Source organism: Paraburkholderia sp. RL17-337-BIB-A (assembly GCF_046025895.1).
Taxonomy (GTDB): domain Bacteria; phylum Pseudomonadota; class Gammaproteobacteria; order Burkholderiales; family Burkholderiaceae; genus Paraburkholderia; species Paraburkholderia fungorum_C.
In genome coordinates, this window is record NZ_JARESY010000001.1 from 1,971,045 (window position 1) to 1,993,364 (window position 22,320).

19 protein-coding genes are annotated in these 22,320 nt (G+C 62.5%); 11 read left to right on the forward strand and 8 right to left on the reverse strand.

All coding sequences use genetic code 11. The annotated features are described in order from the left end of the window. Positions 1 to 51 precede the first annotated feature (51 nt). Positions 52 to 177: a hypothetical protein gene (locus P0D84_RS08875; RefSeq protein ID WP_408334983.1), complete on the reverse strand. Its 126-nt coding sequence runs from the start codon at positions 175 to 177 to the stop codon at positions 52 to 54. 585 nt (positions 178 to 762) lie between these two features. On the opposite strand from P0D84_RS08875, the gene P0D84_RS08880 reads away from it, so the two are divergent. Next, positions 763 to 1,695: a TauD/TfdA dioxygenase family protein gene (locus P0D84_RS08880; RefSeq protein WP_408334986.1), complete on the forward strand. Its 933-nt coding sequence runs from the start codon at positions 763 to 765 to the stop codon at positions 1,693 to 1,695. Positions 1,696 to 1,750: 55 nt separating this feature from the next. On the opposite strand, the gene kdgR is transcribed toward P0D84_RS08880, so the two are convergent. Further along, positions 1,751 to 2,635 (reverse strand): DNA-binding transcriptional regulator KdgR, encoded by an 885-nt coding sequence (kdgR, locus tag P0D84_RS08885; RefSeq protein ID WP_408334989.1) that lies wholly within the window; start codon positions 2,633 to 2,635, stop codon positions 1,751 to 1,753. Positions 2,636 to 2,797: 162 nt separating this feature from the next. After that, complete coding sequence (kduD, locus tag P0D84_RS08890; protein WP_408334992.1) at positions 2,798 to 3,553, reverse strand: 2-dehydro-3-deoxy-D-gluconate 5-dehydrogenase KduD; 756 nt, start codon at positions 3,551 to 3,553, stop codon at positions 2,798 to 2,800. A 330-nt stretch (positions 3,554 to 3,883) separates the two neighbouring features. On the opposite strand from kduD, the gene kdgT reads away from it, so the two are divergent. Beyond that, positions 3,884 to 4,900, forward strand: coding sequence for a 2-keto-3-deoxygluconate transporter (gene kdgT, locus P0D84_RS08895; RefSeq protein ID WP_408334995.1), 1,017 nt, complete (start codon positions 3,884 to 3,886; stop codon positions 4,898 to 4,900). A 66-nt stretch (positions 4,901 to 4,966) separates the two neighbouring features. Here the strand turns inward: kdgT and P0D84_RS08900 are convergent, their stop codons facing one another. After that, a complete protein-coding gene (locus P0D84_RS08900; protein WP_408334998.1) occupies positions 4,967 to 5,566 on the reverse strand; it encodes a GNAT family N-acetyltransferase in 600 nt (199 codons plus the stop codon). A 75-nt stretch (positions 5,567 to 5,641) separates the two neighbouring features. After that, positions 5,642 to 7,087, reverse strand: a complete 1,446-nt coding sequence (locus P0D84_RS08905; RefSeq protein ID WP_408335000.1) for an NAD-dependent succinate-semialdehyde dehydrogenase — start codon at positions 7,085 to 7,087, stop codon at positions 5,642 to 5,644. Positions 7,088 to 7,469: 382 nt separating this feature from the next. On the opposite strand from P0D84_RS08905, the gene P0D84_RS08910 reads away from it, so the two are divergent. The 4 genes from P0D84_RS08910 (at position 7,470) to P0D84_RS08925 (ending at position 11,872) form a co-directional block, all read left to right on the forward strand. Beyond that, entirely contained in the window at positions 7,470 to 7,673 is a 204-nt protein-coding gene (locus P0D84_RS08910; RefSeq protein WP_007181784.1) for a cold-shock protein, read from the forward strand. A 454-nt stretch (positions 7,674 to 8,127) separates the two neighbouring features. Continuing rightward, positions 8,128 to 9,549: a hopanoid biosynthesis associated radical SAM protein HpnJ gene (hpnJ, locus tag P0D84_RS08915; protein ID WP_408335003.1), complete on the forward strand. Its 1,422-nt coding sequence runs from the start codon at positions 8,128 to 8,130 to the stop codon at positions 9,547 to 9,549. Next, positions 9,546 to 10,730, forward strand: a complete 1,185-nt coding sequence (gene hpnI, locus P0D84_RS08920; protein ID WP_408335006.1) for a bacteriohopanetetrol glucosamine biosynthesis glycosyltransferase HpnI — start codon at positions 9,546 to 9,548, stop codon at positions 10,728 to 10,730. The genes hpnJ and hpnI (P0D84_RS08920) overlap by 4 nt, the downstream gene beginning before the upstream one ends. A gap of 89 nt (positions 10,731 to 10,819) precedes the next feature. Beyond that, on the forward strand, positions 10,820 to 11,872 hold the full coding sequence (locus P0D84_RS08925; protein ID WP_408335009.1) for a lysylphosphatidylglycerol synthase domain-containing protein: 1,053 nt from the start codon (positions 10,820 to 10,822) through the stop codon (positions 11,870 to 11,872). 62 nt (positions 11,873 to 11,934) lie between these two features. Here the strand turns inward: P0D84_RS08925 and P0D84_RS08930 are convergent, their stop codons facing one another. Beyond that, complete coding sequence (locus P0D84_RS08930) at positions 11,935 to 13,335, reverse strand: ATP-binding protein (RefSeq protein WP_408335012.1); 1,401 nt, start codon at positions 13,333 to 13,335, stop codon at positions 11,935 to 11,937. Further along, a complete protein-coding gene (locus P0D84_RS08935; RefSeq protein WP_408335015.1) occupies positions 13,335 to 13,994 on the reverse strand; it encodes a response regulator in 660 nt (219 codons plus the stop codon). Before P0D84_RS08935 ends, P0D84_RS08930 begins: the two co-directional genes overlap by 1 nt. Positions 13,995 to 14,320: 326 nt before the next feature. On the opposite strand from P0D84_RS08935, the gene P0D84_RS08940 reads away from it, so the two are divergent. From P0D84_RS08940 to P0D84_RS08960, 5 genes are all read left to right on the forward strand, one after another. Then, positions 14,321 to 14,662 (forward strand): hypothetical protein, encoded by a 342-nt coding sequence (locus P0D84_RS08940; RefSeq protein ID WP_408335018.1) that lies wholly within the window; start codon positions 14,321 to 14,323, stop codon positions 14,660 to 14,662. A 12-nt stretch (positions 14,663 to 14,674) separates the two neighbouring features. After that, positions 14,675 to 15,961 carry a bacteriohopanetetrol glucosamine biosynthesis glycosyltransferase HpnI gene (gene hpnI / locus P0D84_RS08945; protein ID WP_408335021.1) on the forward strand — a complete coding sequence of 429 codons (1,287 nt, stop codon included), beginning with the start codon at positions 14,675 to 14,677 and terminating at the stop codon, positions 15,959 to 15,961. Continuing rightward, entirely contained in the window at positions 15,951 to 16,775 is an 825-nt protein-coding gene (gene hpnK, locus P0D84_RS08950; protein ID WP_408335024.1) for a hopanoid biosynthesis-associated protein HpnK, read from the forward strand. The genes hpnI (P0D84_RS08945) and hpnK overlap by 11 nt, the downstream gene beginning before the upstream one ends. A gap of 694 nt (positions 16,776 to 17,469) precedes the next feature. Continuing rightward, on the forward strand, positions 17,470 to 19,149 hold the full coding sequence (locus P0D84_RS08955) for an IS1634 family transposase (protein WP_408331403.1): 1,680 nt from the start codon (positions 17,470 to 17,472) through the stop codon (positions 19,147 to 19,149). Positions 19,150 to 20,152: 1,003 nt separating this feature from the next. Then, on the forward strand, positions 20,153 to 20,869 hold the full coding sequence (locus tag P0D84_RS08960; RefSeq protein ID WP_408335027.1) for a ProQ/FinO family protein: 717 nt from the start codon (positions 20,153 to 20,155) through the stop codon (positions 20,867 to 20,869). 34 nt (positions 20,870 to 20,903) lie between these two features. Here P0D84_RS08960 and P0D84_RS08965 read toward each other — a convergent pair whose 3' ends face one another. Beyond that, positions 20,904 to 22,250: a TAXI family TRAP transporter solute-binding subunit gene (locus P0D84_RS08965; RefSeq protein ID WP_408335030.1), complete on the reverse strand. Its 1,347-nt coding sequence runs from the start codon at positions 22,248 to 22,250 to the stop codon at positions 20,904 to 20,906. Between the last annotated feature and the right edge of the window lie 70 nt (positions 22,251 to 22,320).

Sequence of the window (22,320 nt, forward strand, 5' to 3'; positions counted from 1 at the left end):
TTTTATTCCCGGTTGTTCGATTGATAGTGGAGTGCGCTGCGCGGGCGCCGCTTAGTAATGGTCGTGATCGTGATAGTGGTCATGATCGTGATAACCACCCTCCGGGACGAAGATGCAACCACCCAATGCACTGCCGAGGGTGATAGCCAATAGAACCAGCGCGAAAATTCGTTTCATGATGTTGCTCTCCCGATTGCGTGTGATCGAACTCTACTGAGCGGCCGGATTACCGGTGTGTTCGTGTGTAACAGGACGTGTCGATTCCTGCGTATGTCGGCTGGGTACACAGCAGAGTGCGGGAATACGTTGCAGCGCTGCGATTAGTCGTTCCACTGGCATGCAGGCAGTCAGCGGCCAACTCGTTGAGCACGCTATGAAAAGTGTGAGGCCGTCATGTACTCGCCGGGCTCCGGCAAACCGACGCGCATACGTGTGAACAACAGAAACATGCACGACGCGGCCCATCGTGGGGCGTATGCCAGACGGATACATTCAGTTGCAGACTTGGAAGGTGCGGCCTCGATCATGACGATTTCGACGTCATGGCATCCGCGCGCGATAGTTATTCCCGAGTGCGTGATAAGCACAGAAAAAACAAGTCTTTTACGTGCGCCGTCAACACTGGTTAGATCGATGAAAGCACTGTCGAGCTGATCGGCGCCTGGCCGGTTCGCGCCACTGCCGCCTTCAGCTAACGACTTTCGCCCTGCGTGCCGCACGGCGCGCCGACTGTCCCGTTCTCAACCTTAGGAGTTGCATCGCATGTCGAATCTCAGTCTCGCGACGTCCAACGCACTGGACATTCATCCCGTTACCGGCCGCATCGGCGCGGAAATTCGTGGCGTGCGCCTGTCGGACCAGCTCGAACCGGCAACTGTTGAAGCGATTCGCGCCGCGCTGGTGCGCCATAAGGTGATCTTTTTCCGCGGCCAGACGCATCTGCAAGACGCCGATCAGGAAGCCTTCGCGAAGCTGCTCGGTGAGCCGGTCTCGCATCCGACGGTGCCGGTGATCGACGGCACCGACTACCTGCTCGAACTCGATTCGCATCGCGGCGGCCGCGCGAATTCGTGGCACACGGACGTGACCTTCGTCGATGCCTATCCCCAGGCCTCGATTCTGCGCGGCGTGACGATTCCGGACGTGGGCGGCGATACGGTATGGGCGAACACCGCCACCGCTTACGACGATCTGCCGCCGCCGCTCAAGGCACTCGCGGAACAACTGTGGGCGGTGCACAGCAATGAATACGACTACGCGAACCACGCCAACGTCGGCGAGCGTGGACGCGATGCCGAGGCCTACAAACGCTATCGCGAAGCGTTCGTGTCGACACGCTATGAGACCGAGCATCCGGTCGTGCGCGTCCATCCGGAAACCGGCGAAAAGACGCTGATTCTCGGTCATTTCGTGAAGAGCTTCGTCGGTCTCACGCCGGGTGGGTCGGCGCATCTGCTGGAACTGCTGCAATCCTATGTGACGCGACTCGAGAACATCGTGCGCTGGCGCTGGCAGGCAGGCGACATCGCGATCTGGGACAACCGCGCGACCCAGCACTACGCCGTCAACGATTACGGCGACGCGCACCGTGTGGTGCGTCGCGTGACGCTGAAGGGCGATGTGCCGGTGAGCGTCGACGGTCGCCGCAGCTTTACACGCAGCGTCGAACCGAAGCCGGCCGTGAAGGCCGCTTGAACCATGTGGGCCGCTCGGGCCCCTGATTGAGGCGGCTCTAGCGGCGTGTTCGGGTTTAAGGGGAACCCTGTTCGATGGCCAGATGCTCCGGCGCGCTGGCCTCGCGGTAACCGAGCCGCGTCGAGATCGCGAGCCCCGCTTGCTTGAGGAGCGCGACGTAGTGTGATTTCGTGTCGGCGCCGCAGCGCATGGTCGGAAACGAAATCGACAGACCGGCGATCACGCGGCCCAGGCGGTCGAATACCGGCACCGCGAGACATTGAAGTCCTTCTTCCTGTTCCTCGTTGTCCTCGCCGTAGCCTTGCTCGCGCACGCGCGGCAAGATGCTTGATACGGCGTCGGCGTTGGCGAGCGTCTTTTGCGTCGACTTGCGAAATTCCACGTGCGAGAGCACCTCGCGCGCTTCGGCCGGGTCCATCCACGCCAGCAGCACCTTGCCGATCGCCGTGCTGTGCAACGGATTGCGGCGGCCGATTCGCGACTGCATGCGCAACCCGTAATCGGCGTCGATCTTGTGGATGTAGATGATGGCGTCTTCGTCGAATGCGCCGAGGTGCACCGCCTCGCGCGTGACCTGGCCGATGCGGCGCATCTCGACGTCGGCTTCGCGCACCAGATCGACGCTCTCCAGCGCCTTCGCGCCGAGTTCGAACAGGCGGATCGTCAGCCGGTAGCGCTCGGTTTCGATTTCCTGCGTGACATAGCCGAGCGCCTTCAGCGTCTGGATCACGCGGTGCACGGTGGTCTTCGACATGCCGAGCTTCTGCGACAGTTCGCTGATGCCGATCTGTCCGCTGTCGCCGATCGCGCCGAGAATCGCGAAGACCCGACCGACCGACGAAGCCGATTCGCCACGGTCGTTGGTCACGCAGCCCGTGCTGTCCGGGTCCGGCTCGTGTGCGACGTCGCCGTCCTTGCGCTGCTTGCCCATTGCTGCCATTTCTCTGATTTCCTGTTGATGCCTGTCTGCTCAAAACGCACTGAAAACGCGCTCGAAACCTGATCACAACCCGATGCCGATAGTGCCGACCAGTGCCGATCAAACCCCGGCGCCGGGAGCATACCGCGTCCCGCGATCCGCGCGACCTCTGCTTGCGCCACGCTAGCGCGCCAGCCAGCCGCCGTCTACTGCAAGCGTATGGCCGTGCACATAGTCCGACGCGCACGAGGCGAGGAACACGACCGGCCCCGCGAGATCCGCCGGCGTACCCCAGCGCCCGGCTGGAATGCGGCCGAGAATTTCGTCGTTGCGCTGCGCGTCGCCGCGCAGCGCCGCCGTGTTTGCTGTCGCCATGTAGCCCGGCGCGATCGCGTTCACGTTGATGCCGTGCCCGGCCCATTCGTTCGCGAGCAATCGCGTGAGACCGAGCACGCCGCTTTTAGAAGCCGTATAGGACGCTACGCGTATGCCGCCCTGGAACGACAGCATCGACGCGACGTTGATGATCTTGCCGCCGCTTTGCTGCGTCACGAATTGCCGCGCCACGGCCTGCGAAAGAAAGAACACGCTCTTCAGGTTGACGTCCATGACGGCGTCCCAGTCGTCTTCGCTGAAGTCGAGTGCGTCGTCGCGGCGGATGATGCCCGCGTTGTTCACGAGCACGTCGACGCGGCCGAACGCTTCGATTGTGGCGCGCAGAATGTCGTCGACCGGGGCGATCGACGCGAGGTCGGCGCGCACGTCCGCGAAGCGGCGCCCGGCCGCTTTGACGAGCGCGGGCGTCGCGCCGGCGTCGGCGCGGCTCACGCCGACGATGTCGCAGCCCGCCGTGGCGAGCGCGACGGCCATGCCGGCGCCGAGGCCCGTGTTGCTGCCGGTGACGATGGCGACCTTGCCGGTGAGATAGAAGGTGTTCACGTTGCGTAGGTTCCTATGGCGTTCGCGTTGCCTGTGGTGCCTTGCCGAGTGATGCGGGCAGTTCGACCGCGCGCGTCCGTTCTGCCTTCGACTGTAGTGCGAAATATTCAATATGGAACATCGGTCCGAAAATATTGCACTGCCGCATCAAGCATGACAAGGCTTGCAGATGGCAGCGGGTAAACGATGAGCCGGAAGTCTATCAAAATCGGAACGTTGTTCCTATCGTGGTGCTATATTGCGCCGAAAGGGAGTCGCCCGGCGTAAGAACGGGACAATTACCCACGGGTGATCCACCCGATAACGGGACGCAAAGTCCATGGAGGAGGCATGAAGCTCAAGAAGGCCATCGACCGCATTCCAGGCGGGCTGATGCTGGTGCCATTGCTGCTCGGCGCCTGTGTTCACACGTTTGCGCCGGGCGCGGGAAAATATCTCGGCTCGTTCTCCAATGGCTTGATTACCGGCACCGTGCCGATTCTGGCGGTGTGGTTCTTCTGCATGGGCGCGACGATCGACCTGCGGGCGACGGGCATGGTGCTGCGCAAGTCGGGCACGCTGCTCGTGACCAAAATGGTGGTGGCCTGGATTGCGACGCTGATCGCTGCCCGCTTCATTCCGATCGACGGCGTCAAGGCAGGGCTGTTCGCCGGCCTCTCGGTGCTGGCGATCACGACCTCGATGGACATGACCAACGGCGGTCTCTATGCGGCTGTGATGCAGCAATACGGCAGCAAGGAGGAAGCGGGCGCGTTCGTGTTGATGTCGATCGAATCGGGACCGCTCGTCAGCATGATCATTCTCGGCGCGACCGGTGTCGCGTTCTTCGAGCCGCGGCTTTTCGTGGGTGCGGTGCTGCCGTTCCTGATCGGCTTCGCGTTGGGGAATCTGGATGGCGAGTTGCGCGAATTCTTCGGTCGTTGCGTGCATCCGCTGATCCCGTTCTTCGGCTTTGCGCTCGGTAGCGGCATCGACCTCAGCGTGATCGTCAAGAGCGGCTTGCCGGGGATCGTGCTGGGTCTTGGGGTGATCGTCGTGACGGGTATTCCGCTGATCCTCGCGGACCGCTGGATCGCGGGCGGCAATGGGGCGGCGGGGTTGGCGGCTTCGTCGACGGCGGGGGCCGCGGTGGCGAACCCGGCGATCATCGGCGAGATGATTCCGCGCTTCAAGCCGCTCGTGCCGGCAGCGACGGCGATGGTCGCGACGGCATGTCTCGTGACCGCGATTCTTGTGCCGATTCTTACCGCGCTGTGGGTGCGCCGGCATCACGCGCGCGATGCGTTGCGCGAGGAGTTTGTGGGGGCGACGCAGCCACCGCTCAAGGAGCGGGACGTGCACGTTTGAGAGAGTGTGGGGCGGCTGGATTGTGCGGGAACGCGGCGGCGTGAAGTGAGTAACGTGAGACGGGGCTCACCGCCCCAGCTTCCCCTCCAGCATCGCCTTCACCTGCGCCCACTCTTCATCGATGATGCTAAAGCGCACCGAATTGCGCTTGCGCCCATCCGGCATGATCCGTTCGTGCCGGACAATCCCTTCCTGCTTCGCGCCGATCCGCAGAATCGCGGCTTTTGATTTTTCGTTGAGTTCGTCTGTCGTGAACTGCACGCGCACGCACTGCATCGCTTCGAACGCATGACTCAACAGTAGATACTTCGCTTCGGTATTCACCGCCGAGCGCTGCACCGATTCGCCCAACCACGTGTGGCCGATTTCCAGCTTCCGGTTCACCCGGTCGATTTTCCAGAACCGCGTGCTGCCGACAATCGCCCCCGTGTCGCGTCTCACGATTACAAACGGCATCACGGTCCCGGCCGCGCGTCCATCGAGTGCGGTTGCAATATACCCGCCAATGGTTTCGGGGCCCGGCACGACGGTCAGCTTCATGTTCCACAACCGACCGTCCGCGGCAGCGTCGAGCAGACCTTGTGCGTGTTCCTGTTGAAGCGGCCTGAGTTCGACCGTGTGTCCCGTCAGCGTGGGTTGCATAGGTTCGAGGGTGGGGTGGTTCATAACAGGAAAAAAGGCCCACGAACGCGCGTTCGCGGGCCTTTCACAGTGAGCCGATAAAAGTCTGAAAGCCCCGTCTTAAACCGCCATCACCGAAACCGCCTTGGTGACCAGATAGCCTTCCATTGCTTCCGGACCGCCTTCCGAGCCATAGCCCGAATCCTTCACGCCGCCAAACGGCATTTCCGGCGAGGGCGTGGCAGGCTGGTTGATCCACAACATGCCGACTTCCACTTGTTGCGACAGCAGATGCACGTTGCGGAACGACTTCGTGAACGCATAACCCGCCAGACCGTACGGCAGACGATTCGCTTCAGCGATTGCTTCTTCCAGCGTGTCGAAACCGCGGATCGCGGCGATCGGGCCGAACGGTTCGTTGTTGAACACGTCCGATTCGAGCGACACGTTGGTCAGCACGGTCGGCGCAAAGAAGTTACCTTCCGAGCCCACGCGTTCGCCGCCCGTTTCGACCTTGGCGCCGGTCTTGCGCGCGTTGTCGAGCACCTTGCTCATCGCGGTGAGACGGCGTGCGTTGGCGAGCGGCCCCAGGGTGGTGCCTTCTGCCAGACCGTCGCCGAGCTTGAGGCCTTCGGCGTGCTTGACGAGCGCCGCAGCGAATTCTTCGCGGATGCTGTTGTGCACCAGAAAGCGCGTGGGCGAAATGCAGACCTGGCCTGCATTGCGGAATTTCGCGCCGCCGGCGGCCTTGACGGCCAGTGCCACGTCGGCATCTTCGGCCACGATGACAGGCGCGTGACCGCCCAATTCCATTGTCGCGCGCTTCATGTGCGCCCCGGCCAGCGCGGCCAGCTGCTTGCCGACCGGCGTCGAACCGGTGAAGGTAACCTTGCGGATCACCGGATGCGGAATCAGGTAGCTCGAAATCTCAGCCGGATCGCCGAACACGAGGCCGACCGTGCCAGCCGGCACGCCTGCCTCGACGAAGGCCTGCAGCAGCGCCGCCGGCGATGCCGGGGTTTCCTCGGGCGCCTTCACGAGGAACGAGCAGCCGCAGGCGAGCGCCGCGCTCAGCTTGCGCACGACCTGATTGACCGGGAAATTCCACGGTGTGAATGCGGCCACCGGGCCGATCGGTTCCTTGAGCACCGTTTGCTGCGCCGCCAGATTGCGCGACGGCACGATCCGCCCGTAGACGCGGCGGCCTTCGTCGGCGAACCACTCGATGATGTCCGCCGCGGCGAGCACTTCGAGGCGCGCTTCGGCGAACGGCTTGCCCTGTTCCTGCGTCATCAGGCGGCCGATGTCGGAGGCGCGCTCGCGCACCAGCGCGGCGGCCTTGCGCATGGTCGCGGCGCGCTCGTTGGCCGGGATCTTGCGCCATGCTTCAAAGCCGCGCTGAGCAGCGGCCAGCGCCCGGTCCAGATCGGCGATGCCGGCATGGGCCACCTTGCCGATCGGCTTGCCGGTGGCGGGATTGACGACGTCGAGGGTTTTGCCGCTGGCGGCGTCGCACCACTCGCCGTTAATCAGAAGTCGGGTATCGGTATAGCTCGAAGTGGCCATGCTGGGTTCCTGTTAGTGGGAAAGCGATAGGTCGCGCGGATGTGAGGCGGATCGCGGAGCGATAAGCTGGACTTGCGCGGCCATGGATGGACTGCCGATAGCAATCATCTTATCTGATTGCGCGCAATCGTACCGGCGCTGGGGTCATGGCGGGTGGCGGCACGCGTCTTGCTGCTCCGTTTGCCGCCGCGGAGAAACGCATGCTTGAGCGGCGCCGCTCAAACAGGCGTAAAGTCAAGCAGCAGTAGCAGAAACCTGCGGGAGCCGACAGCTTTCGATGACGCCACGGGTGGGCCAAGGCAGCACCCAGGGCAATACTCGAAAGCGGCAGGCGAAAGACGGCGAATGCAATCCAATCAACCAAGGTGCACGAGGAATCGACATGCCAACCGGTACAGTGAAGTGGTTCAATGACGCGAAGGGCTTTGGCTTTATCACACCGGACGACGGTGGCGAGGATCTGTTTGCCCATTTCTCGGAAATTCGCAGCGAAGGTTTCAAATCGCTGCAGGAAAACCAGAAGGTCAGCTTCGAAATCAAGCAAGGACCGAAGGGCAAGCAGGCGGCGGATATCAAGCCGGTGTGAAAGGAGTGGCCGGTCCGCGCATGCAGGTGCGTGGACCGGCAGATTTTTTTTTGCGTGCGGCAAGCGCGATTTAGTCGTGCGCTTCGCATAAGACGCCAAACGCCAAACGCCAAACGCCAAACGCCAAACGCCAAACGCCAAACGCCGAACCCGAATCGCATTAAGCGTAGACGCTCTGCACCGCACTGATCCCACCCAGCAATTCGTTTCGCACACCGGCGAGCGCGCCGTCGCGCTGCTCACGCGAATGTGGCGCGGCCACCTCGATCTCGCGCACCAGCCCTCCGAGGCGCTGGGCGACACGGTGAGAGGTATTTTCCTTAAGGTTTCCTTCAGCTTTGCTCCGTAGTATTTGCGCGATTCCTTTGCCCCGTGCGTATGCCAGCGGGCAATAGTTCCGATAGTTTTCCGACAGAAAACTGAAAGCGCCAATCAAAGGCTTGCTGGAGCATTCATGAAGACCCTGTTCTTACAGGCGCCGTCGTACGACGGCTTCGACGGTGGCGCGGGTTCGCGCTACCAGGCCAAGCGTGAAGTGCGCTCGTTCTGGTATCCGACGTGGCTCGCGCAGCCCGCCGCCCTCGTGCCCGACAGCCGCGTACTCGACGCCCCCGCCGACGGTCTCTCCGTCGACGCATCGCTCGATATTGCACAGCAATACGATCTGGTGGTCATTCACACCAGCACACCGTCGTTTCCCACCGATGCGCTGTTTGCCGAAGACCTGAAAAAACGTAAGCCTTCGATGCTGATCGGCATGGTCGGCGCGAAGGTCGCGGTCGATCCGCACAATTCGCTGACCGCGAGCGAGGCGATCGATTTCGTCTGCCGCGAAGAATTCGACTTCACCTGCCAGGAAGTCGCCGAGGGTAAGCCGTTCGCCGGGATCAAAGGTCTCAGCTATCGCGCCCCCGATGGTTCGATCGAGCACAATGAAGCGCGTCCGATTCTCGAGAACATGGACGAGCTGCCGTTCGTGGCGCCGGTCTACAAGCGCGACCTGAAGATCGACAACTATTTCATCGGTTATCTGAAGCACCCCTACGTGTCCATCTACACGGGCCGCGGTTGCCGTTCGAAATGCACGTTCTGCCTGTGGCCGCAAACGGTGGGCGGGCATCGCTACCGCACCCGTTCGGTCGAGAACGTGCTCGCAGAAGTGAAGTGGATTCGCGACAACATGCCTGAAGTCAAGGAGATCATGTTCGACGACGACACCTTCACGGACTTCAAGCCGCGCGTCGAGGAAATCGCCCGCGGTCTTGGACAATTGGGCGTGACGTGGTCATGCAACGCGAAGGCGAACGTGCCGTACGCGACGCTGAAGATCATGAAAGAAAACGGCTTGCGTCTGCTGCTGGTCGGCTACGAGTCCGGCGACGATCAGATTCTGCTGAACATCAAGAAAGGTCTGCGTACCGACATTGCCCGGCGTTTCAGCGAAGATTGCCGCAAGCTCGGCATCAAGATTCACGGCACCTTCATTCTCGGGCTGCCTGGCGAGACCCAGGACACGATCCAGAAGACCATCGAGTACGCGAAGGACATCAACCCGCATACGATCCAGGTGTCGCTCGCCGCGCCGTATCCTGGCACGACGCTCTACAACCAGGCGGTCGAAAACGGCTGGCTCGAAGAGAACAAGGTCATCAATCTCGTCAGCAAGTCCGGGGTGCAACTGGCGGCGATTGGTTATCCGCATCTGTCGCGCGACGAGATCTACCACCAGCTCGAGAACTTCTATAAGCGCTTCTATTTCCGTCCGTCGAAGATCTGGGAAATTCTGCGTGAGATGCTGACGAGCTGGGACATGATGAAACGGCGCTTGCGTGAAGGCGTCGAATTCTTCCGCTTCCTGCGCGCTCACCAAGCGTGAGCGCCCTGCATCTGCTTGCCGTCACGCTGGCCTATGCGTGTGCGGCGGGTGCGGTGTTCGGCATCGCCTACACAGTGTTGGCCGGTGCGTTGATCGGCCGGTTCTTTGCGAGAGCGGTGTCCGAGCCGACCAGTTTTCCGCCGGTCACGATCGTCAAACCGTTGCACGGCAATGAGTGGGCGCTGCTCACCAATCTGTCGAGCTTCTGTCAGCAGGATTATCCGGGCTCCGTGCAATTCCTGTTCGGCGTACACGATTCGGCCGACCCCGCCTTGCAAACCGTCGACGATCTGCGGAAGCTGCATCCCGAAGCGGATATCACCGTGGTCGCCGACCCGCGCCTGTACGGACCGAACCGCAAGATCAGCAACATCCTCAATATGCTGCCGCGGGCCCGGCACGACGTGCTGGTGTTCGCCGACAGCGACGTCAGCGTCGGGCCGGATTATCTGCGCAATGTGATCGGCGAGTTGCAGAAGCCTGGTGTCGGGCTCGTCACCTGCGTGTATCGCGGTGCGCCCGATCCTGGTTTCTGGCCGCGCATGTCGGCCAAGGCCACCAACTACCAGTTCCTGCCCGGCGTGGTGACAGGCCTGGCGCTCGGTCTTGCCCGACCCTGCTTTGGGCAGACCATTGCGATGCGACGCGAAACCCTCGAAAAAATCGGTGGATTCACGCCGTTCGTGAAGCATCTGGCCGAAGACCATGCAATCGGCGAGGCCGTGCGCATGATCGGCGAGAAGGTGGTGATTCCACCGTTCACGATCTCACATGCCTGCGTGGAATCGAGCGCGACGCAACTGATCGCGCACGAACTGCGCTGGAGCCGTACGATTCGCCGCATCGATCCACTCGGCCATCTCGGCTCGGCGCTGATTCATCCGCTCGCGTTCGCGCTGCTCGCCATCGCCTTCTCGGGCGGCGCGCTGTGGTCGTGGCCGCTCGCGCTGGTTGCCGTATGCGTGCGGCTCGTCCTGAAACTGCTGTCCGATCGCGCGTTGCAGCAGGCGCATCGCGACCTGTGGCTGTTGCCGTTGTGGGATATCGTATCGTTTTCGATTTTCGTGGCGAGCTTCTGGTCCTCGCGCGTGAGCTGGCGCGGTTTCAGTTTCAAGGTGGATGGCGACGGCCTGTTGTCGGCCGTGCAGGATGGAATGACGGATGAACAGCAGGTTGGGTAAGGCATGATGTATGGCTTTTTTGAGGCGGCTAGCGACGCCAGGCCAGTGGGCATGACGGCCTTGAAGCACGCGCGCAGGGTGGCCGCGTGATGAAGCATCTCGGCCGCATCGCCGCGCTTGCCGGCTTGCTGGTGTCGCTGTGGCTGGTCTGGCAGGACAATCCCGTCGCCGTGCTCGGCGCACTGCGCGCTGCGGGCAGCGGCCTTTTTCTGGCCGCGCTCGCGCACGTTCTGCCGATGCTCGCCAATGCCTGCGATTGGCGCTCGTTGATTCGCGGCGCGAACCGGCCAACTATCGCTACGATGCTGCATCTGGTCTGGGTGCGCGAATCCGTCAATTGCATGTTGCCGGTGGCGCGTGTCGGCGGCGAGGTGGTGTCGTTCCGGATGCTCAAGCGCTGGGGCGTGCGGCCGTCCATGTCGGTCGGCAGCATCGTCGTCGATATGCAGCTCACGGTCATTAGCCAGTTGCTGTTCACGATGGTCGGCATCGGTTTTCTGTTCGCACATGCGCATTCCGATACCCTGCGGCTCGCCGGTCAACTGGCGTGGGGCGTGGTGGTGCTGACACCGCTGCTGGTACTGTTCGCACTCGTGCAGCATGCCAGTCCGTTCGAGCGCATCACGCGGGTTCTCAATCGTATGACGAGCGGCAAGCTCGCCGCGCTCGTTGGGCAGTCCGCGCAGATCGACCAGGTCATCAAGCTGATCTGGCGCCGGCGCGGCGCGGTGCTGCGCTATCTGTTCTTCTGGCAACCGCTGCAGTGCTTCCTGACGTCACTGGAGATCTGGCTCGCGCTGTACTTTCTCGGCGTTCAGATCACGCTGGTCGAAGCGGTGGTGTTCGAATCGCTGATCCAGGCGATCAGCAGTGCAGCGTTCTTCGTACCAGGCGCCCTGGGTGTGCAGGAGGGCGGTTTCATTCTGATCGGCGGCGCGCTGGGTCTTGATCCTTCCATCTGCCTCGCGCTCGCCGGCGCGCGGCGCATTCGTGATCTGCTGATCTTCGTGCCAGGACTTATTGCGTGGCAGTTTGCCGAGTCGTCGAATCGCGAGCCGAGGCGGACGGAACGGATGGAACCGGCAGAGCGGGCAGAACCGGCAGAGCGGCCAGAACGGGCGGAACGGGCAGAGCCGACGTAACCAGGCAGAGCGGGCGGAGCGGACGGCCGTGGGTGAAACGAGCCGGCGCTAGCGCGACACCCTCAATGCGCGCCCGCATAAGCGGGAAACGACACCTCCACCGCGAGGCCGTGCTCTTCGATCCCCGTGCCGAGATGCAGGCTCGCACCGAAATGCTCGGCAATTCGCGCGACGATCGAGAGGCCCAGGCCGCTGCCGGTGGCCTGAGTGCCGGTCGCGCGGAAGAACCGGTTCGTGAGGCGCGCGAGATCGTTGGGCGCGACGCCGGGGCCGTCGTCGCGCACGCAGAGCTGCACGCGGCCGACCGCATGCTGTATCGCCACTTCGATACAGCCGCCGGCGCGTCCGTATTTGATGGCGTTATCCAGCAGATTGTCGAGCAGAATGCCAATTAGCACGGGCTCCGCGTTGATCTCGGCACGCATGTCGCCGATGAGCGTGACGCGAATGTTCTTCTGCTGCGCATTGCGTTCGTTGGCGAGCAACGCGTCTTTCGCCACCGCCGCGGGCCTGAGTGGCGCGGTGGAGAGTTTTTCGTGCACATCCAGACGCGCGAGCAGCAGCAACTGTTCGGCGAGCCGCGCGCTGCGATCGACGCCTTGCACCACGCGCTCCATCGCCAGCCGCTGTAGCGCCGTGTCCGGTTCGGCCAGTGCGACCTGTGCCTGCACCTTGATGGCGGCAAGCGGCGACTTCAGTTCATGGGCGGCGTCGGCGGTAAACGCACGTTCCCGCTCGAGGGAGTGCCGCAAGCGCGACAGCACCAGATTGATCGCGTCGACGAGTGGCCGTACCTCGGTCGGCACCCGGCCGATGTCGACCGGTTCCAGACGGTTGATGTCACGCGCGCGGATGGCGCCCGAGAGCGTCTTCAACGGGGCCAGGCTCCAGCCGATGCTGAACCACACCAGCAGCGCCAGCACCGGCAGCGCGATGAGCGTGGGCCGGGCGATCCGGCTCGCGACCCCGCTCACCAGGTCGCTGCGTGTATTGGCCGGTTCGAACACGCGCACGGTGTGGCCGAGCGCGGCATCGCGCAAGGTGAACGAGTGCCACATCTGACCGGCCAGCGTCATGTCTTGCGCGCCGCTTGCGGGCGGCACAGGCAAATCCCACGCGTGCAACGCGTGCAATTGCGGGCTGCCGGCCAGGACGTCGCCATTCGCGCTGAGTACCTGGAAGAGCGCGTCGCGCGGCAAGGTGTCGTCGTCGTCGCTGTTGTTGGCGCCAGGTTCGCCGCCTTTTTCTTCTTCGCGCACGTCGATGCGCGCGTTGGCGAGCGCGGTCAGATTGCGCTCGTCGAGCAGCGCGAGGATTTGCGCGAGTTCCGCAAGGCGCGCCTCTTCCCATTCACCGACTTCGCGCGAGGCCTGACGATAGCTCGATATCAGCGCGATGCCCCAGATCAGCACGATACTGGTCAGGACCAGCAGCACCAGACGCCGGCGGATGGATGCCGACATTACGCTTTCTCCACCACGTAGCCGATATTGCGCACGGTCTTGATCAATTTGGGGCCGAGCTTTTTGCGCAGATTGGACACATGGACCTCGATCGCATTGCTTTCGATTTCTTCCTGCCATCCATACAAACTTTCTTCAAGGCGCGAGCGCGACTGAGGAATGCCCTGGTGGGTCAGCAACTGCATCAGGATCGCCCATTCACGCGAAGTGAGGGGCACGCGCGTATTGCCGAGTTCGGCGGTTTGCGCGGCGGGATTGACCGTCAGATCCTGATAGCGGATCACCTCGACGCTGCGCCCTTGAGCGCGGCGCAGCAGCGCCCGGCAGCGGGCGATCAGCTCGGTCAGATCGAAGGGCTTGCCGAGGTAGTCGTCGGCGCCGGCTTCGAGGCCGCCGACGCGGTCCACCACCGTGCCTCTCGCGGTCAGCACCAGCACCGGCACGTCCTTGCCGGCGTCGCGCAGCCGTTTCAGCAATTCCATACCCGGCACCCTGGGTAAGCCGAGGTCGAGCAGTACCAGTGCATAGGCGGTGGTGTCGAGGGCGAGGCTGGCCTTGTGGCCGTCGCGTGCCCAGTCGACCGTGAAACCGGCTTGACGCAGTCCCGCTTCGATGCCGCAGCCGATCAGGTCGTCGTCTTCTACGAGGAGTACACGCATGGGGAGAAATTCCGTTCGATGTCTATTCCATAGCGGCGGTGGCTTTTGAGTAAGCACCGAGCCGCATACCCGCAGTGTAACGAGCATGTTCATGACACGCTTTATACCTCTTTCTTCCTTAAGGTTTCCTTCAGTTCGAATCGCTACTATCGCGGCTCAACAGGTCACTATCGCGTGGCTGATATGAGCACGCGAAACGATGTCGTGTTGTCAGATCATCGCAACTTAATCGTAAGCACTTCGACGGGATGTACGGTCGGCGCTTTTGCCAGTCATTCGCGCCACTCCACATTGGCGTGCGTTTTTTCAGGTCACGAGCCCCAGTCATGAAGCCAGTCACCGCCGACATGCTGCGAGCCCATCTGATGGCGGCTGCGCTCACGGCCATGGGTACCGAAGTACTCGCCTTGCTGGGGCTGCTGGTCTTGCCGGTTTCACAGCAGGTCTTTAGTTCCACGACGTTCCAGTTCATCGCGCTTGCACTGATCGTCAGCGGCGTCCTCGTGATGCGCCAATTCGCGCGCGCAGCGTTCGACCTCGCGATTCAAAGCCACCACGCAACGTCTGCCGGCCGGCCCGTTTTGATCGAAGCGGATTGTCCGCGGCGCTGGTTCGTGATTCTGCATCTGCGCTTTACCGGCAGACCATTCGTGCTGGCCGGGCACTGACGGAAACAGGCGATGGTGGCGCACGCATTGACGGCATGCCAGTGGATTCTGTTATCCGGCTGCGTCCCGGCCTCGCTCTATGCGATGGTGGCTGCGGTGGCCATGCCGTTCTTCGCCGCGCGCCGTAGCGGGGCCGCGAGTGTTACGCACGCCACGAGTGCCGCCGCCCGGACTTCTCATCCTCAGCATCCTTTTGCGAATGTCGGCGTCAGCGTGCTCAAGCCGCTATGCGGCGCGGAGCCACGTCTCTACGAGAATCTCAGAACCTTCTGCGACCAGCGCCACGGGCACTTCCAGCTCGTGCTCGGTGTCTCGTCGCCGGATGATCCCGCCATCGCCGTGGTGCGCCGTTTGCAGGCCGCGTTTCCGATGCGCGACATCGAGCTAGCGATCGATCCGCGGGTGCACGGCAGCAATCTCAAGGTCAGCAATCTGATCAACATGGCGGAGCGGGCGCGCCATGACGTGATTGTGATTGCGGATAGCGACATCGCAGTCGAAGCCGATTATCTCGACAGCGTGGCGGCGCCGCTTGCCGATCCGCGTGTGGGGGTGGTGACCTGTCTCTACGTGGCGCAAAGCGTCGGCGGTTTCTGGCCACGGGTTGGCGCGCTATTCATCAACGAGTGGTTTGCGCCATCGGTGCGGGTCGCGCATGCGGCAGGGTCGCGCCGGTTCGGTTTCGGCGCGACGCTTGCGTTACGCCGCGCGACGCTCGAGCGCATCGGCGGATTCGAGGCCCTGAAAAACTGTCTCGCGGACGATTACTGGCTCGCCGAACACGTGCGTGCGCTCGGGCTTCGGACGGTGCTTTCGCGCGTGATGGTGGCCACCGATGTCATCGAGCCGACTTTTTCCGCCTTGTGGCAGCGTGAGACGCGCTGGTTGCGCACGATCCGCTCGGTGAGCCCACGTGGCTTTGCGTTTTTGTTCGTCACCTTCCCGACGCCGTGGCTTCTTGCCGGCGCATGGCTCACCGGCAGCCTTGCGAACGGTCCCTTCGACGGCGTGCACCTGTGGGCGGCGCTCGGGAGCGGCGTCAGCACGGTGGCTGGTTTTGCCGCGCGCATGCTGCTGCATGCGCGTGCCGCGCGACATGAACGCACTTTTTGGCGCGATTTGCCGCTCGTGCCATTGCGCGACACCTTGCTGGCATGCCAATGGCTCGCGGGCGCGTTCGGTTCGCATGTGACGTGGCGTGGCGCACGCGTGCCGGTCGGCGCGTCGGCGTCGGCGCCGACGACGCGTGGTGCGGCGTTGGGTGCGATGGATGTCATGGAGACTTCGGATGGCGGCTAGGCGGCGCGGGCTGATCGTTACTGCCGACGATTTCGGTCTGGATCAGCGGGTGAATCTGGCGGTCGAACAGGCGCACCGGCACGGCGTGCTGACGGCCGCGAGCCTGATGATCGGTGCGCCTGCCGCGGGCGATGCGGTGGCGCGTGCTCGCGCACTGCCCGCGTTGCGCGTCGGTCTGCATCTCGTGCTGGCTGACGGCGACGCGGTCGCGCCGCGCGCGGGGATTGCCGCATTGCTCGACGAGCATGGCCGTTTCGGTGACAACATGGTGCGGGACGGGGTGCGGTTTTTCTTTTTGCCGCATGTTCGCAAACAGTTGGCGCGGGAGATTCGCGCGCAGTTCGAGGCTTTTGCGAGGACGGGTTTGACGCTCGATCATGTCAATACCCACAAGCATTTTCATGTGCATCCGACGGTGCTTGGGTTGGTTCTGGAGATCGGCCGCGAGTATGGGATGCGGGCGATGCGTTTGCCGTTCGAGGTGAGCGCGCCGCTGTGGTTGCGGCCGTGGATCTCGCAGGTGCGGGCGAGGTTGGACCGGGCTGGGATCGTGCACAACGATTATGTTGTTGGGATTGCTAATAGTGGGCGGATGGATGAGGCGGCGTGGCTTGCTGCGCTGGCCGATTTACCCGATGGGGTGGGGGAGATTTATTGTCATCCTGCGGTTGCCGGCGATCGGGTTTTGAGTCGTGGGATGCGGGAGTATCGGCATGTTGATGAGTTGCAGGCGCTCTTGTCGCCGAGGGTCGCTGATGTGATTCGGGAGTTGGGTGCCCGGGTGGGCGGGTTTGGGGATGTGTTGAAGGTTTGAGGTTTTTTTTTGCCTGGGGGGCGGTTGTTTGGATGTGGTTTTATGGTGTTGGCCTTTTCTTGAACTGGCTCTTTGGGCTTTCCTTGAATTGATATTGGTCTATTAGCGTTGCCGCTGTGTGCCTGGGGTGTTGGCCTTTCCTTGGATTGTTATTGGTCTATTAGCGTTGCCCCTGTGCGGGGCGGCACTTACTTTCTTTGCCGCCGCAAAGAAAGATAAGCAAAGAAAGCGGCTCACCCCGCCAGCGCATAAGCGGGTCCCCCGCGCAGTCGCGGTAGTGGTGCATCTGGAATCTGTGTTCTCGCACATTCGGCGTGAGTGACACAGCGGTCATACTTCCGGCGGCGCTACGCGCACCGAAGGGCGCTTCTTGAAACCGCCCGCTGCGTTTTCGCACTCACGCTTCCGCTGAAGGGTACGTCTAAAACCGCCTACTGCATTTTTGCGCTCGCGCTTCCGCCGAAGGGCACTTCGTAAAACCGTCCGCTGCGCTTTCGCGCTCACGGTTCGTTTGACGCCGTGGGGCGGCGTGTATACCCGAGTTCGACAGCTTAAACCGATTTTCGGGGCAGTTTGCGGGCAAAGGCGCTGACAAATCAAACACTTGATGCGCGGACCTTGAATAACTCTGTAGTGGCACGCCGATACCACAATACAGCTTGAAACAAGCCATATTCGTGACTACAGTTGTGGCATGTTTATCAAAGTCACGTCTTCGGGTCCACGCCAGTACGTCCAGCTCATGGAATCCTTTCGCGATGAGCTGGGTGTGTCGCGTCAGCGCGTGATTGCTACCTTGGGACGACTGGAGAGCGTACAGGCCGGCGGTAACGATGCACTGATCAACGGGTTGCTGCGTGCGGCGGGCAAACCGACGCTCAATGAGGGCACCGGCGAGGCCGCCTTTACGTCGGGCCTGTCGGTTGGCGACACCTGGATGCTCACGGCGCTGTGGGAAGAACTGGGCTTTGCCGATGCGTTCCGTCGCGTGCTGCGACCGCATCACCAGTTCGACGCCGAGCGCCTGCTGCGCGTGATGGTGTTCAACCGGCTGTGCGATCCGGAATCGAAGCTGGGCATCACGCGATGGCTCGAAGCGACCATGGTGCCGGACGTTGCACCTGAGACGGTCACGCATCAACGGCTGCTGCGCACCATGGATACGCTGGTCGAGTGCGCCGATGCACTGGAGGAGGTGTCTGCCGCGCTGCTGCGCCCGCTGATCGACCAGGAACTCTCGATCGTGTTCTACGACCTGACGACGATCCGTACCGAAGGCCACTCGGAAATGGCAGGCGAGATCCGTCAGTACGGGCTTGCGAAGGAAGGGGACATCGCGCGCCAGGTGATGCTCGGCGTCGTGCAGACCGCCGACGGCCTGCCGATCCATCACGAAGTGTTTGCCGGCAACGCGGCAGAGACGCACACGCTCGTGCCAACGATCACCAAGGTGCTGGCGCGCTATCCGGTTCGCCGCGTCGTGCTGGTGGCCGATCGCGGCCTGCTGTCGCTGGATAACCTGGAAGCGATCCAGTCCATCAAGGTCCATGACCAGCCACTGGAATTCATCCTGGCCGTCGCGGCGCGACGCTATAGCGATTTCGACGAACTGCTCGCCAGCTTCCATAACGACACCTGCCTGAAGGCCAGCACCGAAGTCATCGGAGAATTCAAGTGGCAGGGTCACCGGCTGATCGTCGCGCACCGGCCGGACTTCGCCGCAGAAATGGGTGCCCGGCGCGATAAGCATATTGCCGAACTTGAACGGGACGCAGCGCGCTGGGCCGACAAGCTCGATGGACAGGACGGCGGGCGCAAGCACAAGGGCCGCAAGCTCTCCGACAGCGGTGCCAAGGCGCGTCTTTATCAGGCAGTCTGCGAAGCGAAGCTCGCATCGATCGTCAGGGTTGATCTGAAATCGGACCTGTTCACCTACGACATCGATGAGCGTGCACTGACCCGCGCCCGCATGATGGACGGCAAGCTGATCCTCGTGACCAACGTGCCGGAGCTCACCCCGATCGACGTCGTGAAGCGCTACAAGTCGCTGGCTGACATCGAGCGGGGCTTCCGCGTACTGAAGTCCGAAATCGAGATCGGCCCGGTGTTCCATCGCCTGCCCGACCGGATTCGCGCACACGCGATGATCTGCTTTCTGGCGCTCGTGCTGTATCGCGTGATGCGCATGCGTCTGAAGGCCCGCGACAAAGCCTGCTCGCCCGAGCGTGCGCTGGAAATCGTCCGGCGCATCCAGTTTCATCAGGTCGTCCTTCATCGGCGCCAAAGCGCAACCGGCCTGTCCACACTGACTCCTGAACAGAAGGAACTCTTCGATGCCCTAAACCTGCCGATACCGACAATCCGTAGCTTGTAGTGGCAAATTTGCACCCCCGGGTTCAGCAAAATCAATCACTTACACGAAAATCTGTCGAACTCGGGTGTATAGCCTTTTCGCCTCTGCCTCTGCCTCTGCCTCTGCCTCTGCCTCTCGCCGCCGTCGCCGGGGCGTTTCGCCAAGGCGGCGCTGGTGGCCCCAAACCGTGCACGAACAAAGCCCTGGGTTCCCAGGCAGCCCCATCCGCGACGCACGTAGTGTGGGGCCAGTTGATGAGTGCTTGCCCAAGCGAAGCCCGTGACCCCGGCGTGCACGAACGAAGTCCCGTGTTCCCGGTGGCCTCTTCCGGCGAGCACGTAGTGCGAGGCGGGAAGTATGACTGCCTGGTCACCAGGGCTGAATGTGTGAGAACACGGATTCCAGATGCACCACTACCGTAGCTGTGCGGGGGACCCGCTTAAGAATTAGCGGTTTGAGCTGCTTTCTCTTGCCTACTTCTCTTTGCAGCCGGCAAAGAGAAGTAGGTGCCGCCCCGCACAGGGGCAACGCTAATAGACCAATATCAATTCAAGGAAAGGCCAACACCCCAGGCACACAGGTGCAACACCAATAGACCAATATCAATTCAAGGAAAGGCCAACACCCCAGGCACACAGGTGCAACATCAATAGACCAATATCAATTCAAGGAAAGGCCAACACCCCAGGCACACAGGTGCAACGCTAATAGACCAATACCAATTCAAGGAAAGCCCAACGCCACGAGGCAGACAGACGAACAAGCGTGCGCAGGCGCCCAGATCAAGAAAAGCCCAACGCCGTAGGCAAACAACCCACTCCCGCCGCGCAGGCAAAAAAGCAAGCCCCACTGTCAGGCGACCACAAAAACCGCGAACACGCGGAACATACAAGCCAAACTCTCGCGCTCAATCGCGCCCCAAACAGAACATTCACCGCCACCGGCGCGCCAGCGCATCCCCGCATGTCACAAGTCTCTTCCAACACGCTGCTACAATCCTGTCTTTCTCGATTGATTGTGCGCTATGGGTTTCGAACAACTCGCTGAATTGAAGAAGCAACTGGCTGCGGCACGCGCCGAAGCCGCACCTGCGGCCAAGCCCGTCGCGAAGCCGGTCGCCAAGCCCGGCGCGAAGCCTGCCCGCAAGCCGGCACCGCCGCGCCGCGCCGCGCCCGCCGCCAAGGTCGACGCGAAGGTTGACGCCAAGGTCGACGCGAAGCCTGTGGATCCGGTGGTGAAGTCGATCGGTAAGCTGCAAAAGCGCTTCCCGAACGCGTTCCCGAAAAATCCGGCGCCCAAGCTGCCGCTCAAGGTCGGCATCTTCGAGGACCTCGTGGTTCACGCGAAGGAGCTGTCGCTGAGCGAAGCCGAGTTGCGCGACGCCATCAAGACCTGGTGCCGCGGCAGCCGCTACTGGAAGTGCCTGGCCGAAGGCGCCGCGCGCGTGGATGTCACGGGCAGCGAAGCAGGCAAGGTGACGGCGCAGGAAGCGGCTGGCGCGCAGCGTCTGCAGGCGCATCGTGCGGGCCGGGGCGCGGCGAAAGCAGCTGCGCCGGTGGATGCGTCCGCCAATGCCGCAAGCACTGCGCTCGCGTCGGGCGCTTCGGCGGACACAGCAACGCCAGCAGCAACCATCCCCCAGGGCGACGCGCACAGCCAGCCGCATCCTGCCTCGACGGACAACCCGGCCGCTGAATCGACAACGCCGCCGGCAGCGCCGTCGGCCTCCGCCGAAGCGTAAACGACCAGGCCCGAGACCAGGGCCGCCGCCCCGCCTAGGGGTAGCGGCCCTGCGCCGCCGCCAGGCGGCTGCGCACAAAGCCGACGTGCTCACGCAGCACGTAGAACGCGTCGGCGTAAGCAAGCGGCATGCGCAAGCGGTTAAGCGAAGCTTCGATCTGATCGAGTTCCGCGACCAACCGCTTGCGCTCCTCGTCAGTCGAGTCGGAGAGCGCGCCGCGTTCAATCGCAATCAACGCACCGTAATAACGATAGATGCGCGAGCGTACGCGCCATCCGTACAGCGACGGGATCAAGCGCATCGCCGGAAATAGCAGCACCGCCATCGGTAGCAATAGAACGAGCGTGCGGTCGCCGATGCTCGCGAGCCAGAACGGCAGCGCGCGGTATAAAAAACTCTTGCCGGTCTTGTAGTAGCGCTGCGCGTCTTCGCTGATCTGATATTCGTGGGCGACCGGGCTCGGGAACTCGCCCGCGTGCTGCAAGAGCCCAGGCATGCCGTGCACCTCCTGCGCGGCCTCGATCAATAAGTCGGAAATGGCCGGATGCAGGTTGGTTCGGGCCACGAGTTCGACCGTCGGGCTGATCAGATGGATGGTCTCGGGCGGAATTCTGCGCTTCAGATCCAGCACGCCCGGCGGTAGATCGATTTCGTCGAGATAGGGAAAGAGGCGCGTATAGGCGCTGGCTTCGTCGAAATTCATCACGGAGATGCCGGGCACTTTCAAGAGCCGCAGCATCAAGCCGCGCGTGGCGGAGTCGCCGTTCAGAATCGCCGCGTCGACTTCGCCCGCCACCAGTTGCGTGGCGGCCTGCAAACCATCGCTTGGCACCAGCACGGTGTCGCCGCCCGGTTCGATGCCATTCGCGTCCAGCAATTTGAGCGAGAGCAGCCGCGTGCCGCTGCCTTCGCGGCCGATCGCAATCCGTTTGCCTTCCAGTGCCGACAGCTCGCTCAAGCCCGTGCCGCGATAGAACACCACCACCGGGATATAGAAAACGCTGCCGAGCGACATCAGCGACGACGTATCGAGCCCATCAGCCACACCGCCTTGCACAAGCGCGAGATCGACATGCTGTTTCGGATCCAGCAGACGATGCAGGTTCTCCACCGAGCCATCGGATTCGAGCACCTTCAGCGTGATGCCGTTGCGGGCGAGGATTTTCTTGTACTGATCCGCGGTGACGAGGAACGAACTGTCGTGCGGGCCCGCGCTTATCGTGATGGTTTTCGGCGGCGCCGGATCGACCCCCCAGACGATCAGCGTGACCATCGCCACGACAAGCGCGGCCACGATGACGTAAGACAGCGTGTGATCGCGCCACTCCGCATGCGAATGATCGCCGGGAAAATGCGGAGGACGCGGGCGATGCGCTTTCATGGACACTCCGTGCCGATAGCCGGGATGAGGCATTGTCCACTGTCCGCGACGGATTTGCCGCTGGCAGTTT

Coding starts and splice junctions, on each gene's coding strand:
- P0D84_RS08875 (WP_408334983.1), bottom strand. CDS start 177: ATGAAACGAATTTTCGCGCTGGTTCTATTGGCTATCACCCTCGGCAGT.
- P0D84_RS08880 (WP_408334986.1), top strand. CDS start 763: ATGTCGAATCTCAGTCTCGCGACGTCCAACGCACTGGACATTCATCCC.
- kdgR (WP_408334989.1), bottom strand. CDS start 2,635: ATGGCAGCAATGGGCAAGCAGCGCAAGGACGGCGACGTCGCACACGAG.
- kdgT (WP_408334995.1), top strand. CDS start 3,884: ATGAAGCTCAAGAAGGCCATCGACCGCATTCCAGGCGGGCTGATGCTG.
- P0D84_RS08900 (WP_408334998.1), bottom strand. CDS start 5,566: ATGAACCACCCCACCCTCGAACCTATGCAACCCACGCTGACGGGACAC.
- P0D84_RS08905 (WP_408335000.1), bottom strand. CDS start 7,087: ATGGCCACTTCGAGCTATACCGATACCCGACTTCTGATTAACGGCGAG.
- P0D84_RS08910 (WP_007181784.1), top strand. CDS start 7,470: ATGCCAACCGGTACAGTGAAGTGGTTCAATGACGCGAAGGGCTTTGGC.
- hpnJ (WP_408335003.1), top strand. CDS start 8,128: ATGAAGACCCTGTTCTTACAGGCGCCGTCGTACGACGGCTTCGACGGT.
- P0D84_RS08925 (WP_408335009.1), top strand. CDS start 10,820: ATGAAGCATCTCGGCCGCATCGCCGCGCTTGCCGGCTTGCTGGTGTCG.
- P0D84_RS08930 (WP_408335012.1), bottom strand. CDS start 13,335: ATGTCGGCATCCATCCGCCGGCGTCTGGTGCTGCTGGTCCTGACCAGT.
- P0D84_RS08935 (WP_408335015.1), bottom strand. CDS start 13,994: ATGCGTGTACTCCTCGTAGAAGACGACGACCTGATCGGCTGCGGCATC.
- P0D84_RS08940 (WP_408335018.1), top strand. CDS start 14,321: ATGAAGCCAGTCACCGCCGACATGCTGCGAGCCCATCTGATGGCGGCT.
- hpnI (WP_408335021.1), top strand. CDS start 14,675: ATGGTGGCGCACGCATTGACGGCATGCCAGTGGATTCTGTTATCCGGC.
- hpnK (WP_408335024.1), top strand. CDS start 15,951: ATGGCGGCTAGGCGGCGCGGGCTGATCGTTACTGCCGACGATTTCGGT.
- P0D84_RS08955 (WP_408331403.1), top strand. CDS start 17,470: ATGTTTATCAAAGTCACGTCTTCGGGTCCACGCCAGTACGTCCAGCTC.
- P0D84_RS08960 (WP_408335027.1), top strand. CDS start 20,153: ATGGGTTTCGAACAACTCGCTGAATTGAAGAAGCAACTGGCTGCGGCA.
- P0D84_RS08965 (WP_408335030.1), bottom strand. CDS start 22,250: ATGAAAGCGCATCGCCCGCGTCCTCCGCATTTTCCCGGCGATCATTCG.